General features: G+C 63.5%; 17 protein-coding genes. 9 read left to right on the forward strand and 8 right to left on the reverse strand.

What is annotated here, in order from left to right:
* Positions 1 to 55: 55 nt before the first annotated feature.
* Together J2X56_RS17530 and J2X56_RS17535 are read left to right on the forward strand one after the other, a co-directional pair.
* On the forward strand, positions 56 to 466 hold the full coding sequence (locus J2X56_RS17530; RefSeq protein ID WP_209583426.1) for a hypothetical protein: 411 nt from the start codon (positions 56 to 58) through the stop codon (positions 464 to 466).
* Between the two features lie 357 nt (positions 467 to 823).
* The gene (locus J2X56_RS17535) at positions 824 to 2,527 is read left to right on the forward strand and encodes a DUF3300 domain-containing protein (protein WP_310161261.1); all 1,704 of its coding nucleotides are present in this window, start codon (positions 824 to 826) and stop codon (positions 2,525 to 2,527) included.
* 84 nt (positions 2,528 to 2,611) lie between these two features.
* Here the strand turns inward: J2X56_RS17535 and J2X56_RS17540 are convergent, their stop codons facing one another.
* Positions 2,612 to 3,133, reverse strand: a complete 522-nt coding sequence (locus J2X56_RS17540) for an N-acetyltransferase family protein (protein ID WP_310161263.1) — start codon at positions 3,131 to 3,133, stop codon at positions 2,612 to 2,614.
* A 438-nt stretch (positions 3,134 to 3,571) separates the two neighbouring features.
* Between J2X56_RS17540 and J2X56_RS17545 the strand changes: the two genes are divergently transcribed.
* The 4 genes from J2X56_RS17545 (at position 3,572) to J2X56_RS17560 (ending at position 7,988) form a co-directional block, all read left to right on the forward strand.
* Entirely contained in the window at positions 3,572 to 4,285 is a 714-nt protein-coding gene (locus J2X56_RS17545; protein WP_310161265.1) for a gluconate 2-dehydrogenase subunit 3 family protein, read from the forward strand.
* A 53-nt stretch (positions 4,286 to 4,338) separates the two neighbouring features.
* A complete protein-coding gene (locus J2X56_RS17550) occupies positions 4,339 to 6,111 on the forward strand; it encodes a GMC family oxidoreductase (RefSeq protein WP_088755552.1) in 1,773 nt (590 codons plus the stop codon).
* A gap of 14 nt (positions 6,112 to 6,125) precedes the next feature.
* Entirely contained in the window at positions 6,126 to 7,400 is a 1,275-nt protein-coding gene (locus tag J2X56_RS17555; protein WP_310161277.1) for a cytochrome c, read from the forward strand.
* 156 nt (positions 7,401 to 7,556) lie between these two features.
* Complete coding sequence (locus J2X56_RS17560) at positions 7,557 to 7,988, forward strand: hypothetical protein (RefSeq protein WP_310161280.1); 432 nt, start codon at positions 7,557 to 7,559, stop codon at positions 7,986 to 7,988.
* 15 nt (positions 7,989 to 8,003) lie between these two features.
* Here the strand turns inward: J2X56_RS17560 and J2X56_RS17565 are convergent, their stop codons facing one another.
* Positions 8,004 to 8,336 (reverse strand): helix-turn-helix domain-containing protein, encoded by a 333-nt coding sequence (locus tag J2X56_RS17565; RefSeq protein WP_310161283.1) that lies wholly within the window; start codon positions 8,334 to 8,336, stop codon positions 8,004 to 8,006.
* 125 nt (positions 8,337 to 8,461) lie between these two features.
* On the opposite strand from J2X56_RS17565, the gene J2X56_RS17570 reads away from it, so the two are divergent.
* Together J2X56_RS17570 and J2X56_RS17575 are read left to right on the forward strand one after the other, a co-directional pair.
* Entirely contained in the window at positions 8,462 to 9,550 is a 1,089-nt protein-coding gene (locus J2X56_RS17570; RefSeq protein WP_121041093.1) for an NADH:flavin oxidoreductase/NADH oxidase, read from the forward strand.
* 180 nt (positions 9,551 to 9,730) lie between these two features.
* Positions 9,731 to 9,883, forward strand: coding sequence for a hypothetical protein (locus J2X56_RS17575; RefSeq protein ID WP_166675512.1), 153 nt, complete (start codon positions 9,731 to 9,733; stop codon positions 9,881 to 9,883).
* Positions 9,884 to 9,997: 114 nt separating this feature from the next.
* Here J2X56_RS17575 and J2X56_RS17580 read toward each other — a convergent pair whose 3' ends face one another.
* The 6 genes from J2X56_RS17580 to J2X56_RS17605 form a co-directional block, all read right to left on the reverse strand.
* Positions 9,998 to 10,726 (reverse strand): Imm52 family immunity protein, encoded by a 729-nt coding sequence (locus tag J2X56_RS17580; RefSeq protein WP_245202253.1) that lies wholly within the window; start codon positions 10,724 to 10,726, stop codon positions 9,998 to 10,000.
* A gap of 2 nt (positions 10,727 to 10,728) precedes the next feature.
* Positions 10,729 to 11,313: a restriction endonuclease fold toxin 5 domain-containing protein gene (locus J2X56_RS17585; protein WP_134134129.1), complete on the reverse strand. Its 585-nt coding sequence runs from the start codon at positions 11,311 to 11,313 to the stop codon at positions 10,729 to 10,731.
* Positions 11,310 to 11,672 (reverse strand): hypothetical protein, encoded by a 363-nt coding sequence (locus J2X56_RS17590; RefSeq protein ID WP_310161290.1) that lies wholly within the window; start codon positions 11,670 to 11,672, stop codon positions 11,310 to 11,312. The genes J2X56_RS17585 and J2X56_RS17590 overlap by 4 nt, the downstream gene beginning before the upstream one ends.
* Positions 11,669 to 12,163: a DUF4123 domain-containing protein gene (locus J2X56_RS17595; protein WP_310161291.1), complete on the reverse strand. Its 495-nt coding sequence runs from the start codon at positions 12,161 to 12,163 to the stop codon at positions 11,669 to 11,671. Before J2X56_RS17595 ends, J2X56_RS17590 begins: the two co-directional genes overlap by 4 nt.
* A complete protein-coding gene (locus tag J2X56_RS17600) occupies positions 12,163 to 12,576 on the reverse strand; it encodes a PAAR domain-containing protein (protein WP_310161293.1) in 414 nt (137 codons plus the stop codon). The genes J2X56_RS17595 and J2X56_RS17600 overlap by 1 nt, the downstream gene beginning before the upstream one ends.
* A 367-nt stretch (positions 12,577 to 12,943) precedes the next feature.
* Positions 12,944 to 13,567: a glutathione S-transferase family protein gene (locus J2X56_RS17605; protein ID WP_121041105.1), complete on the reverse strand. Its 624-nt coding sequence runs from the start codon at positions 13,565 to 13,567 to the stop codon at positions 12,944 to 12,946.
* 204 nt (positions 13,568 to 13,771) lie between these two features.
* On the opposite strand from J2X56_RS17605, the gene J2X56_RS17610 reads away from it, so the two are divergent.
* Positions 13,772 to 14,671 carry a DMT family transporter gene (locus J2X56_RS17610; RefSeq protein ID WP_121041107.1) on the forward strand — a complete coding sequence of 300 codons (900 nt, stop codon included), beginning with the start codon at positions 13,772 to 13,774 and terminating at the stop codon, positions 14,669 to 14,671.
* Positions 14,672 to 14,706: the final 35 nt, after the last annotated feature.

The following is a 14,706-nucleotide window of genomic DNA, read 5'->3' on the forward strand; positions in this document are numbered from 1 at the left end:
GACTACGTCCATGCCAAGCCGCTTTCCATCCTGATCACTGAACGAGGAGCTCATCATGCGCATTTCTTTCCGCACCCTTTCCGCCCTGTGCAGCATCGCCACCATCGGCACCCTGGCCGTCTTCGCGTCGGCGTTCAGCCAGAGCGCCTATGCCGCCTCGGCCAGTGAACTGGACCAGGCCCTGTCTCCGCATCGCGCCATGGTGCGCACGGCACTGGCACCCCAGACCGGCAGCGTGAATGACAGCGGCAACACCATGCAACTGGCCTCCAACAGCGAATCTCCTTCCTGCCGCAGCCTGCGCATGCAAGCGGAGCGCGCGCGCACCGGCGATCCGAGCAACGTGCAACGCGCCCCCGTACCGGGCACCTGGCGCGATGGCCGCTTCACCATGAACGGACCGGGCAACATCGAGTATGGCGAACGCGCCCGCATCGAATCGCGGTACATGAGCGAGTGCCGCTGAAAATCTTAGTTTTTCCTTGCTGCATCTCTCCTGTTGGCAGACCTTCATGGTCTGCCTTTTTTGCATTGACCTTGCAAAACGCTGACAAGACCATCTCGCCAACGCCCGCTTCTGGTGCGCCTTTCCAGTCAGTGCTTTGTCAGTTTCCCGTGCGGCGCGATCTTTCCGCGTGAAGGAGAACGAAGTCGAACCTTTCTCCATGGCCGTGCTCGAAACCTAACAATGCGCGATGGCCTGGCATGGCCTGCGCTGTTACATCCCATCACAATTCTGCAGTCAACTGCGCATCGCCGCGTGTCGTTAGCCAGGCTATCGCAACGCGTTTTCCGTGCGCCGTCACGGATCGAGGACTTCATCATGACAACAAGAAACAGATCTTCCGCCATCATCGTTTCGGCTTCGCTGCTCGGTGCAGTGCTGGCCCTCTCCGCCTGCCAGAAGCAGGACGCCGTCCCGCCCACCGCAGCCGCCGCGCCGGCTGCGCCGACCACGCCGCCCTACACGCCGCCCACGGCCGAGCAACTGTCGCAGATGGTGGCACCCATCGCCCTGTTCCCGGACAAGCTGGTGGCGCAAGTGCTGGCCGGGGCCACCTATCCGGACCAGATCGTCGCCGCCAACCAGTGGCTGGGACAGAATGGCGCGCTCAAGGGCGATATCCTGCAGGCAGCCGAAGACAAGCAGCCCTGGGATGTCAGCGTGAAATCGCTCACCATGTTCCCGGCGGTCCTGTCGCAGATGGCTGCCAATCCCGACTGGACGCGCTCGCTGGGCGATGCCTTCGTCAATGATCCCAACGATGTGATGAATGCCATCCAGGCCCTGCGCCTGCGTGCGCAACAGGCCGGCAATCTCAAGAGTTCCTCGCAGCTGAAGGTGGTCAGGACGGTACGCAGCAGCGACACCGTGCGGGTGGAAGATGCGCCCGCGCCGCGCACCGTCTACGCCGGTGCCCCGGTGATCCCGCCGCCGCCGCAGACCATCGTCATCGAATCCAGCCAGCCGGATACGGTCTACGTGCCGGCCTACAACCCGGCCGTGGTCTATGGCCCGCCGGTGCCGGTGTATCCGGGCTACGCCTATCGTCCGCCCAGCCCGGTGGCCAATGAAGTGGTGGTGGGTGCGCTGTCCTTCGGCGTGGGCGTGTTCGTGGGCGAGGCCATCAGTCATCACAGTGACTGGGGATGGCATGACTGGGGCATGCACTGGGGTGGCGGCGGTGGCGGCGATCGCCCCTCCGGCGACTGGCAGCGGCCGGCCGTGGTGTACAAGAACACCACCTATGTCTCGCACTCGACCACCGTGATCAATCGCGTGATCAACAACAACGTGACGGTCAACAATACGCGCGTGGTGAACAACAACGTGAACAACGTCAGCAACGTCAATAACGTCAGCAATGTCAGCAACGTGAACAACGTGCGCAATGTCGACGAGCGCAACGTCAACAACCAGACCCGTATCGACAATCGCCACGAACAGGTGGCACCGGCGGCCATGAGCATGCCGCATTTCACGGCCAGCGATGCACGTCCCGGCGCGATGCCGTCACTGCGCGCGCAGGAAACTCAGCAGAAGATGGCACTGGCCAACCTGCATGCACAGCCGCAGGCGCAGAAGGAAGCCGTGCAGGCAGCGGGTGCGCGCCCGCATCAGGAAGCGCCACAACAGGCACAGCGCGAGCAGCAGGAGCAACGCCAACTGCAGCAGCAACAACAGGAGCAGCGCGCGCAGAAGGAACAGCAGGCAGCACACGAACGTGAACAGGCCCAACAGAATGCCGCGCAACAGGCCCGCCAGCAGGCCGAGGAAAGAAAGGCCCAGGCGATGAAGCAGGAAAACCTTCATCCGCAGATGCAGGCGCATGCTGCCGCCGCGCCCCGTGAAGAACGTCCGCCGCAGCACGAACAGAAGGCCGCCCCCGAGCGGCATGAGGCAGCGCCCCATGCACAGGAAGCGCACGCGCAAGCGAAGCACGAGCCGGCCAAACACGAGGAAGACAAGCGCGCCAACGACAAGCATGAAGGCGAGAAGCACGAGGGAGAAAAGCACAACGGCTGAGGCCGTGAGCCCCTTCCTCGCATCGCTGAGTAGCAACACGAAGGGCCGCTTCCATGCGGCCCTTCGTGTTTGACGCTGCGGCAATCAGCTGCCGATGTTGTCGGGATCAGTGCGCTGATCCAGCGTCAGCTGCAGGAAGGCCAGGTCCAGCCACTTGCCGAACTTGGTGCCGACCTGCGGCATGTGGCCGACCTGCTCGAAGCCGAGCTTCTTGTGCAGGGCGATGGAGCCGACGTTGCTGGCATCGATGGCGGCCACCATGACGTGCTTGCCGACCGCGCGGGCACGCGGGATCAGCGCTTGCATCAGGGCCACGCCCAGGCCTTCGCCACGGTGATCCTTGTGGACGTAGACCGAATGTTCCACCGAATGGCGGTAGCCGTCGAAGGGACGCCAGTCACCGAAGCTGGCATAGCCCAGCACCTTGTCGCCCTCCACCGCCACCAACACCGGATAGCCCAGTTGGCGACGGGCCGCCAGCCAGTCCTGGCGGTTCTGGTCGTCCACCAGCTTGTCGCTCCAGATGGCCGTGGTATTGACCACGGCGTCGTTGAAGATCAGGGTGATGCCGGGGATGTCGGCAGGGGAAACGTCGCGGATCTGCATGGTGTCTCGGTCTCGGAATTCGGGGTCTGCAGCGACAATGCTGCGGATGAGCAGTGTAGCCGAAGACGGCCATGCCCGGATCTTGCCGCGAGGCAGCGTCTTAAGACATCTGACAACTAGAGGTGTTAGAATGCGTGCGCTCATCCATAGAGCAACCCGCCTGGCCTGATTGACCGTGGCCAGGACCGGGCACCACAAGAAATGCCAGCCCCGCAAGCTGGACGCAAGATCGGAGACGCGTTGACCCACTCTGAAATTGCGACCCATGACCCATTCCATTGCAACGACGTCTCATCCTGCGCAGGCCGCTCCACGCGGCATTGCGGGTGCCGGCGCGCGTGCCGTGCAGCGGTCATGGCGGGCGCAGTCCTGCCCGATGCGTCCGTGTCCCGATGCCTCGCGCAGCTTGTTTTCCAACCACTCCACTTTGCTCCCATCATGACCACCAAGTTCAGTCCCTCGCGGCGTGCCGTCCTCGCGGCCACCGCAGCGGCAGTGCCGCTAGTCTCGCTGCCCCTGCTCAAGCAGGCCCGGGCCGATGGCCTGGAAGGCATCGAGCTGCAACACTACCAGCCGGTGTTCTTCAATGCCGCCCAATGGCTCTTCATCCTGGCCGCCTGCGACCGCCTGATCCCCGCCGAAGGGCGCGGGCCGGGCGCGCTGGAAACCAATGTGCCGGTCTTCATCGACCAGCAATTGCATGCCGGCCTGGGCAGCGACATCTACCAGCAGGGTCCGCACCAGACCGATGCACCGGCCACGCTGGGCTTCCAGATTCCCTACGCGCCGCAGGACGTCTACCGCATCGGCATCGAGCTGACCCAGCAGATCAGCCAGCAACAGCATGGCAAGCGCTTCGAGCAGCTGGAGGCCAAGGACAAGGATGCGCTGCTGACCTCGCTGCAGAAGAACGGGGCGGACTTTGCCGCGCTGGGCGAGAAGGCGATGAAGCCTTCGCAGTTCTTCGGCCAGCTGCTGGGCGATACCAAGAACGGCTACCTGGCCGATCCCATGTACGGCGGCAACAAGGACATGAAGGCCTGGGTCGCCATCGGATTCCCCGGCGCGCGTGCGGCCTATACCGAATGGGTGGACCAGCACAACGTGAAGTATCCGCTGGGACCGGTGAGCCTGTCGGGCAAGCGCGCCTGATGCGCGGCCCTGTCTCCTCGTTCACGCCTGCAACCTCTTACTGACTTAATTCAATGCCTAACATTACCAACGACGACGTCGACGTCGTCATCGTCGGCCTCGGCTGGGCCGGCTCCCTGATGGCCATCGAACTGGCCCAGGCCGGCCTGAAGGTACGCGCGCTGGAGCGCGGCCCGGACCGTCCGCCCGAAGACTTCGCCTATCCCAAGCCAGCCGACCAGTACGGCTACGCCACCCGCAACAAGGTCTTCGCCACTCCGCGCGATGCTGCGCTGACCGTGCGCTACAACACCGCGCAGCAGGCGCTGCCGACCCGCAAGTGGGGCGCCTTCGCGCCCGGTACCGGCGTCGGCGGCTCGGGCCTGCACTGGACGGCGGTGCTGATCCGCGCCACGCCCACCGACCTCAAGCTCAAGACCTACGCCGACCAGGCCTACAAGCACAGCAGTCTCGATCCCGAGATGCGCATCAAGGATTTCCCCTTCACCTGGAACGAGATCGAGCCGCACTACGATTTCTTCGACAAGGTCTGCGGCCTGTCGGGCAATACCGGCAACCTGCGCGGCCAGATCCAGCCGGGCGGCGATCCTTTCGAAGGACCGCGCTCGAACCCCTATCCGCTGCCGGCGCTGCACGACACCTACAACAACACCCTGTTCGCCGACGTGGCGCGCAAGCTGGGCTACCATCCCTTCCCCAATCCCTCGGCCAACGTCTCGCAGGCCTGGACCAATCCGTATGGCGCACAAATTGCACCTTGCAACTATTGCGGTTTCTGCAGCAAGTATCCCTGCCTGAACTATTCCAAGGCCTCGCCGCAGACCACCATCCTCGATGTGGTCAAGCGCCTGCCCAACTTCGATTACAAGGTCAACGCCAACGTCATCCGCGTGGACCTGCACGCCGACAAGAAGACCGCACGCGGCGTGACCTACATCGACGAGAACATGAAGGAAGTGTTCCAGCCGGCCAAGATCGTGATCCTCTCCAGCTTCCAGTTCGCCAACGTGCGCCTGATGCTGCTCTCGGGCATCGGCAAGCCCTATGACCCGATCACCGAGACCGGCGTCATCGGCCGCAACTATGCCTTCCTCTCCAATGGCGGGGCGACGCTGTTCTTCAAGGACAAGCACTTCAATTCCTTTGCCACGGCCGGTGCCACCGGCGAAATGTTCAACGATATTTCGCCCGGCAACTTCGACGATGGCATCAAGCTGGGCTTCATCGGCGGTGCCAAGATCCACAGCTCGCAAGCCTCGGGCGCGCCGATCGGCACGGCGCTGCCGCCGGGCACGCCCAGCTGGGGACGCGGCTGGAAGGAAGGCATGATCGACTGGTACGACCATTCCATGAAGATCAGCATCACCACCACCTGCATGTCCTATCGCGGCCACTTCCTGGACCTGGATCCGAACTACAAGGACCCGTGGGGGCAGCCGCTGTTGCGCATGACCTTCGACTGGCGCCAGAACGAACTCAAGCTGCAGCGCTACCTGCGCGACATCGTGCTCAAGATTTCCAAGGAGCTCAATCCGGACCACATGTCGGAAAGTTTCCTGGCCCTGGATTCGCATTGGGACATCACCAAGTACGTCTCCACCCACAACGTGGGCGGCGCGATCATGGGCGATTCGCCGCGCGATTCGGCCTTGAACAAGTACCTGCAATCCTGGGATGTGCACAACGTCTTCGTCCCCGGCGGCAATGCCTTCCCGCAGAACTTCCAGGCCAATCCGACGGCCACCATCGGTGCCATCACGCTCATGGCCGCGCACGCCATCAAGACGCAGTACCTGAAGAACCCCGGCCCGCTGGTCCAGGCATGAAGGGGGGAGAGAACATGAAAAAAATGACTTCATTGCTGGCCGGACTGGCGTTGTCGCTGGGCGTGCTGGGTGTGTTGAATGTGGCGCAGGCGGCCGACCAGGATACGGTGGCACGCGGCCAATACCTGGCACGCGCCGGCGACTGCATGGCCTGCCACAGCGCCGCCGGCAAGCCGGCCTATTCGGGCGGACTGGCCATCGACAGCGGCCACGGCATCATCTATTCGACCAACATCACGCCGGACAAGGAACACGGCATCGGCAACTACAGCGAAGCCCAATTCTCGGCGGCCGTGCGCCATGGCGTGCGCGCCGATGGCACGCAGCTCTATCCGGCCATGCCCTACCCCAGCTATGCCAAGGTGAGTGACGAGGACATCCACGCCCTCTACACCTACTTCATGCAAGGAGTGAAACCGGTGGCCTCCACGCCGCCGGCCAGCAGCATGAGCTTCCCGTTCAACATCCGCTGGGGGATGAAGCTCTGGAATGTCTTCTTCGCCAATGACAAACCGTTCAAGGAGCAGGACGGCTGGAGCGCCGAAATCAAGCGTGGTGCCTATCTGGCCGAGGGCCTGGGCCACTGCGGCAGCTGCCACACCCCGCGTGGTTTCGCCATGAACGAGAAGGCCAGCGACAGCAGCCAGGCCCAGTTCCTCTCGGGCGGCGACCTCAATGGCTGGGCGGTACCGTCGCTGCGCGGCATGCCGCACTGGAGCGCGCAGGACATCGTCGACTACCTGCAGACCGGCCGCAACAAGACCGCGTCAGTGGCGGGCGAGATGAGCCTGGTGGTGGAACACAGCACGGCGCACCTGAAACCGGAAGACCTGCAGTCCATCGCCGCTTACCTGAAGACGCTCTCGCCGGTGGCCTCCGCCAGCAGCGGGCGCGTCACGCCGCAAGGGGCCGAGGCGACCACGAAGAAACTCACGGCCGCCAAGGACCTGAGCCTGGGCGAGCGCCTGTACCTGGACAATTGCGCGGCCTGCCACTTCGTCAATGGCAAGGGCGCGCCGGGCATCTTCCCGGTGCTCGATGGCGCGACCGTGGTCAATGCCGACGATCCCAGCGCGTTGCTGCACGTGATCCTGGCCGGGGCGCGCACGCCGTCCACCGAGAAGGCACCGTCGATCCTGGTCATGCCGGGCTTCGCCCATCGCCTCTCGGACAAGGAAGCGGCAGAACTGGCCAGCTTCGTGCGCCAGGGCTGGAGCAACCAGGCAGGGGCCGTGTCGGAGAAGGAAGTGCGCCGGATGCGCGAGGGTCTGGCCAAGCACGGGTCCTGATCTGCTGCGCAAATCGTCGCTGTGAAAGAAAAGGCTCGCATGGCAACATGCGGGCTTTTTTTACGCGGCTGTCACGCCAAGCCGGCTGCAAGTTGATTGACCACGATGAACGATCGCGCCACTATAGCGCCCAGGCAATTCTTCTTGAAAGCACGCATGCTCCCCACCTACGGTGCCACCTATCGCGGCAAGCACATCAGCATCTCCTGCACGCAGCAACGCGATGGCGACGTCCTTTGCACCGTGCAGATCGATGGCGAACCGGCCCCCGGCCTGCACGGCAATCCCTTTGCTTCGGTGGCCTCGGCGCAGGTGGCCGGTGTGGGTTACGCGCGTGCGGTGATCGATACCCAGCTCGACAATGACGTGGCCGAGCATCACGGCTATTTCATCCGGGTCAGCAGCAGGGAACAGATCGACGGTACCTGGGTCGGCAGTTACCAGCTGCATCGCAATGACAACCCGGTCGCCTTCCGGCGCGTGGTGTGCGAGGACTTTCGCGGCAATACCTCGGTGGAGGCAGAACAGTATGCGATGGCCACGGCCTTCGTGGCAGTAGACGCCGACGTCAAGGCCGGCAAGCTCTGAGCGGACGGGAAGGCTTCAGGCCGCTTTCTTGCGGCGGGCGGGCAGCTTGTCCTGCTGGGCCAGGATGGCCGACAGCAACCCCGGAAAACGCTGCTCGATATCGGCGCTGCGCAAGGTGTTGATGTGGGTGGTGCCATTGCTCTCGGTACGCACCAGGCCGGCTTCGCGCAAGACCTTGAAGTGGTGCGAGACGGTGGACTTGGGACGCCCGCCATCGAGTTCGCCGCAGGTCGCACATTCCACGCGCGCCAGGTGGCGCACGATCTCCAGGCGGATCGAATCGCTCAGCGCGTAGAGCACGCGCTCCAGCACGAACTCGGCAATCTCGGGATGTTTGTAGGGACGCATCTGCAAGATGATACACCCTGGGTTATACTCCTTCCATAGTTCGAAGATTTACGAACAAACGAATCGAGTGCTGTGCCAGTGCAGCGCTTGTTGATCTCATTTTCATCATTGACAAGAAGCCACCCATGTCTGCTCTCTTTACTCCCTTCAAGCTGAAGGACCTGAACCTGCGCAACCGCATTGCCGTCCCGCCCATGTGCCAGTACATGGCGGTGGACGGCAAGGCCAACGAATGGCACCTGTCGCACTACGCCAGCATCGCCCGTGGCGGTGCCGGCCTGGTGATCGTGGAGGCCACTGCCGTGGCCCCGGAAGGCCGCATCACGCCGGGCTGCACCGGCATCTGGTCGGACGAGCTGGCGCAAGCCTTCGTGCCGGTGGTGCAAGCCATCAAGGCCGCCGGTGCCGTGCCCGGCATCCAGATCGGCCACGCCGGCCGCAAGGCCAGCGCCAATCGTCCCTGGGAAGGCGACGACCACATGGCCGCCGACGACGCGCGCGGCTGGGACACCATCGCCCCGTCCGCGATTGCTTTCGGCAAGGGCTTGCCCAAGGTCCCCAAGGCCATGAGCCTGGACGACATCGCCCGCGTGCGCCAGAACTTCGTCGATGCCGCCATCCGCGCCCGTGATGCCGGCTTCGAATGGCTGGAGCTGCACTTCGCCCACGGCTACCTGGGCCAGAGCTTCTTCTCGGCGCATTCCAACCAGCGTGATGACATCTACGGCGGCAGCGTGGAAAACCGCGCCCGCTTCCTGCTGGAAACCCTGCGCGCCGTGCGTGAAGTATGGCCGGAACACCTGGCCCTGACGGTACGCTTCGGCGTGCTGGAATACGATGGCCGCGACGAGCAGACGCTGGCCGACTCCATCGGCGTGGTGCGCCAGTTCAAGGAGATCGGCATGGACATGATCAGCGTGACCATCGGTTTCACCATTCCGGAAGTGCAGATCCCCTGGGGTCCGGCCTTCCTCGGTCCGATCGCCAAGCGCGTGCGCGAGGAAGCTGGTGTGCCGGTGTCTTCCGCCTGGGGCTTCGGTACGCCGGAACTGGCCGAGCGCGCCGTCAAGGAGGGCCAGCTCGACCTGGTGATGGTGGGCCGTTCGCACCTGGCCAATCCGCACTGGACTTACCAGGCCGCCAAGGAACTGGGCGTGGAGCGCCCTTCCTGGACGCTGCCGGCACCTTACGCGCACTGGCTGGAACGTTATTGATGCACTGATGCGGCATCGTGCTGCGGGGCTTGCTGCCTTGGCAGCATGACAGGATGACAGCATTGCCGGTCTGCAAGCCGCTCAGGGATTCCCTGAGCGGCTTGTTTGTTTTCTAGGGAAAATCACTAGAGCCAGGCAAGGTGCTTTCTCCTAAGATGAAGTCGTCTTGAGGAGATCATCATGTTCACCACCTTCCTGCTGACTGCCGTTCTCTCTACGCTGGTGACCGTTGCGTTTTCGGCCACGGGCATCTACCTGTTGGCCGAAGCGCGCTGGCGGCATCATCCGCTGGCCAGCCGTGCCAGCCTGCCGCCCGATCGGCTGCCGTATTGAGCGAGCGGGACGGTGCCATGTCCGGTGCCGCCTGGTGTGTGTCTGCCTGAATCGCGATGAAATGATGTTGGCCCCCTGGTCGTCGGACCCGGGGGATTTTTTTTTGCGTGAGGGTTACAGGGCAGAGTAGCGCGGCAACAGGTCCTGGTCAGCCAAGCGGATTTCGATGGCGTTGGCGGCCTGGATGTGATCGGGGTTTTCATCGTCAAACGCATCGCCCGCCACCGAGACGATGATGGTGCCGCGTTGCTGTCCGTCCTCGTTCAATACCGGCAGCAGCTCGGCGGCCTCGGGGACTTGGGCGCGCGTGATCCTGCCTGGCAGATACAGCAGCCATCCGGCGCCGGGGCGATCGGCGAAGACCTTGTGGCGCATGCCATATCCGCCAGGGTCGACCGCGATGAAGGGAGGCTGCCATTGCAACGAGAGCCCCGTCAGCACCTTGATCAGATTGGCCTTCTGACAAAGCGCAGGAACTGCCTGCGCCTGCAGGCGGAAAGTGGAATTGCCGGGTCCATCGGCCTGCTGCAATCCGAGCAGGATGGCGGAGCCGCCCTCTTCTTCATAGCCGTTCCAGATACCAAGATAACGAAAGCCGTTGGCAGGATCACTGCGCTCCTCCTCTTCCACAATGGCCAGTGCAGCGCGTGTAGGACCGTCTCTTTCAAATGCCTGGATGCGCCGGGCATCTTCCGGCGTATCAGCTGGAGGGCACCAGTCGTCCAGCGGCATGCCCACAGCGTCCAAAAGAACCGCGACTTTCCACAGTATGGAGAAATGTTCGGATGCGCTAGGCAAGGTGGCGAGCGTTGAAGCAAAGGCAAAGTTGATGACAAGATACATGATCATGGCTTATGGAAAAGTTGGATGGCGAGCTTGTTGGCAGGAAAGACCTCGCTCAGATGACGAAAGACCAAATGATCCTGCACGTACCAGCACAAGTGGGCAGGACTGGACTTCAATACGGTCGCACTCTGCGCGGCGGCTTGTTTCATAAGATTCGGGTACCCCTTCAATCCATAGAAGAACTTGGGCTCACCCGTCTTTCTGTCAAAAAACTGCGCATATCGTGCCTTGGCCTCTTGCAGCAGACACGGGCCGAGCTGGAATCCATCGAAATCAATGTCATCGAAGGCCCACTCGGTATAGGGCGCAAACCCGGTGACACGCGCCTGATAGGCCCGCGCCTCTTCAGACATGTGCCAGTTGCGTGGCACCAGGCTCCCCGCTGCGGGGGGACAGCGCTTGCAGGATTGATCTTTCTTGAGTACATCGGCCTGACTCAATGGGGAGGACTTGGCCTCTTCGGCCCTGCGCGAACTGCTGTAGATGGCCGCCCCGGTACCGGCTGCGACCGCCGAAGCACCCAGCCCTATCCATCCAAGAATCTCGCTGCTGATCAGCGGTACCGCCACGACGGGAGCGATCATGTTTTGCGCTCCTCATCTTGCGGCGCGGCCAGCTTGTGCAGGACGGCGATCATGTCATCGAGCCTTTGTTCGGGCGTGGCACCCGGGCGGCGAAGGTAACGCACGGTGCCCGGACGACGGAACAGGCCAGGCCAATCGGCCGACAGATACATCATGTAGATCAGGTGGGACAACGCACCGAAGCCCAGCGACAAACCATGCGCATAGGCCTCGCGCATGCGCCGGATCACCTCGCTGCGGCCCGGCACACGCTGCAGGTCTCCACGCTCGGCCAGGAACTGGTCGGCCACGGCGGCAATGAAATGTTCGGTATCGCGTGCACGCAAACGCGCCAGGTCGTCTTCATCGAGGCGGATCATGTCGGCCTCCCGATGTGAACCCGGCGGCCATCGAGCAACAGGTGCCATTCAAACAGGTGACCGAAGAGCGTGTGGCGCTGTGCTCCCTTCAGGTCACGCGCTGCTGCAGCCAACACGCGCGGATCCCACAAGCGCAGCAGTGCAGTGCGTCCGTCGGGCAAGCTCATCTGCATGCACAAGCGCAATAGTTGCGCCAGGCCCTGCAGATCCTGCGGGCCAATGATCCAGGAAACCGCCGGAGCAATCGCTTCCAGGCGGCTGATCTGCTCCAGCAACGCGGGGGACAACTTCTCGGCCGCCAGCAGCCAGGGCCCGGCGGGCGCCAGATGCGCATCCACGGTCTCGGCAAAAAGTGCAATGACGCCGGGTGCCTCACGTAGCGCCGCATCCGTGCAGGACTCGTAGTGCAGTCCGTCCACGAGGACGTACAGCTGCAGTGCCGGCATGGTCTTCCTCGCCTCGGCCAGTCGCTTCATGACGTCGGCGGCCATCAGCTGCGCACCAGCAGGGTGGCGCCGCTGACGGCAGCATCGCGCATGCAGCTCAGGCAGATGCCGGAATCGGCCGATGCAGCGTTCCCGGCGCCGGCCTTGGCTACCTCGGCCTCAGCGGCCAGGAATTCCGGACTGGCGATCCGGCCCTCGGCATGCGTGCTGGTAGCCTGGCTGGCGATGAGTGTGGCGCCGCAGGCGGTGCGGTCACCGTGGCGTGCCACGGCCGCGCCGAGCGAGAACATGTCGCCCGCACCGGTAGTGATGGCGAAGGTCCCCTGGCACCGGGGGCAGACCGTCTGGTCGCCCACGCGCGCCACCGGCTTGCCGTGGGCCATGAAAGTGAGATCGCCGGAGATGACCGTGCCGCCGTGGCTGGTCCTGTCCCCGATGGTGATGAAGGCTTGTGGCACACGCTCCTCCTCTGCAGTGATGACATCAGCCGCAGCGCGAAGAAGAGAATCCGAAAGAAGCCTTCAGCCGGTGCCGCAGCAAGGCCGCACATCATGCCGGGGCAAGACGCATCGGCCCGCATCGGGCAGAAAAGAAGAGCGAATCCTGGAAGGATTTTTAGTAACGCCTGATACGATTTCGAGCAGGCGCAAGCAATCAAAACAAATCAGTAAAACAGCAAAGTCCACAAGGGAACGCTGGCCAGCAGCAGACAGCCAAGGAAGGCGGCAAGGAAGAGCAGTTTTTTCTTTCGGGTGGCCATGGTGAACCTGCAGGACGGAAATGGGCGCGCATGCGCAAGGCCGCAGTGTACCGCGCCCGCCGCCATCAGGCCATGCCGTTGCGGCCGTAGGCGCGGAAGCCGGGCCGCTCGCTGAGACGCTCGTAATACGCTGCCACGGCCGGCAAGGGCGCATGCTCCAAGGGCGTGCCGAACCAGCGATTGACCGACAACCCGACCGGAATATCGGCCAGCGTGAATGCAGGACCCGCCACGAAACCGCCACTGTGCTGCAACCGTTGTTCCAGCACCTGCATGAAGCGCGTCCAGCCGGCGATGGAAGCCGCCAGTTGCTGCGCATCGCCATGCTCGGCCGACTTGCGCACCAGCGCCATGAAGGCATAGCTCCAGCTTCGGTTGAGGTCGCTGGCCTGCCAGTCGATCCACTGGTCGATGCGCGCGCGCAGACGCGGTGCTTGCGGATACAGCGCACCGTCACCGTATTGCCCGGCGAGATAGCGCAGGATGCTGTTGGACTCCCACAGGACGAAGCCATCATCATCAATCACCGGCACCATCGCATTGGGATTCATGGCAACGAAGGAAGGCTCGCTGGTCGATTTGAAACCAATACCCCAGTCCTGCCGCTCGAAGGCAATGTCCAGCTCGCTGCAGGCCCACAGGACCTTGCGTACGTTGATGGAATTGTCACGGCCGTAGATCGTCAGCATGCAGGCTCCCGTACAGTAAGTGTCAGGCTGGCAAGCCTAGCAGGTGGTCCGGTACGGTGCCATGCACAGTTCTTCCTCATTCTCCCCGGTGACTGTTGCGCTGCGGTCAAGTGGCCCGGTACAAAGCTGCCAACTGTACCGGGACGGCTCGAGGAAGTGGCCGTACAATCGACCTCCCACTGGCCATACCTGCCGCCCACGCCCATGTCTTCCTCCAACATTGCCAAGCTGTTGCTGCTGGCTGCCATCTGGGGCACCAGCTTCATGCTCATGCGCATCGCCGCACCGGTCTTCGGCCCCATGCTGACCACCTTCGGCCGTGCTTCGCTGGCCACGCTGTCGCTGCTGGCCTTTGCCCGCATGCGCGGGGTGCCGCTGCAGTGGCGCCGCAACTGGCTGCCCTACCTGGTGATCGGCATCTTCAATACCGCCCTGCCCTTCGCGCTGTTTGCCTGGTCGGCGCTGCACATTCCCTCGGCCTACATGGCCACCATGAATTCGCTGGCACCGATCTTCACGGCCATGTTCGGTTTCCTGCTGCTGGGCGAACGGCTGAGCCTGGTGCGTACCGGGGCCTTCGTGCTGGGCCTGGTCGGTGTGGCGGTGCTGGTGGGCATCGGCCCGGCGCCGGTCAATGCGCTGGTGATCGCCGGGGTGCTGGCGGCCATGAGTGCGGCGGTCAGCTATGGTTTTGCGGCCACCTTCACGCGCATGCGCGCCGGCGGCATTGCGCCCATCGCCATGGCCACCGGCAGCCAGTTCGCCGCTGCCCTGTGCCTGCTGCCGCTGGCCGCGCCGTCGATGCCGCATGCGCTGCAGGCCGGCACCCTGCCTGCACTGTTATCTGTACTGGTGCTGGGCGTGGTCTGTACCGGTATCGCTTACGCACTGTTCTTCCAACTGATTGCCGCCGAAGGGGCGACCAAGGCCATCACCGTGACCTTCCTGGTGCCGATGACGGCTTCGCTGTGGGGCTGGCTGCTGCTGGATGAACCGGTGACCGTGGGCACCGTGACCGGCATCGCCGTCGTGCTCATCGCCACCGCCACCGCCTTGCGGGCCAAACCGGCAGCGGCCGCCAAGGACAAGAAAGTGACTGCCTGATTCGAGGCTGACCCCAACAAAAAGGCGCTGCGGGA

The organism is Herbaspirillum sp. 1173 (assembly GCF_031455335.1).
In the GTDB taxonomy this organism is placed as follows: domain Bacteria; phylum Pseudomonadota; class Gammaproteobacteria; order Burkholderiales; family Burkholderiaceae_D; genus Herbaspirillum; species Herbaspirillum huttiense.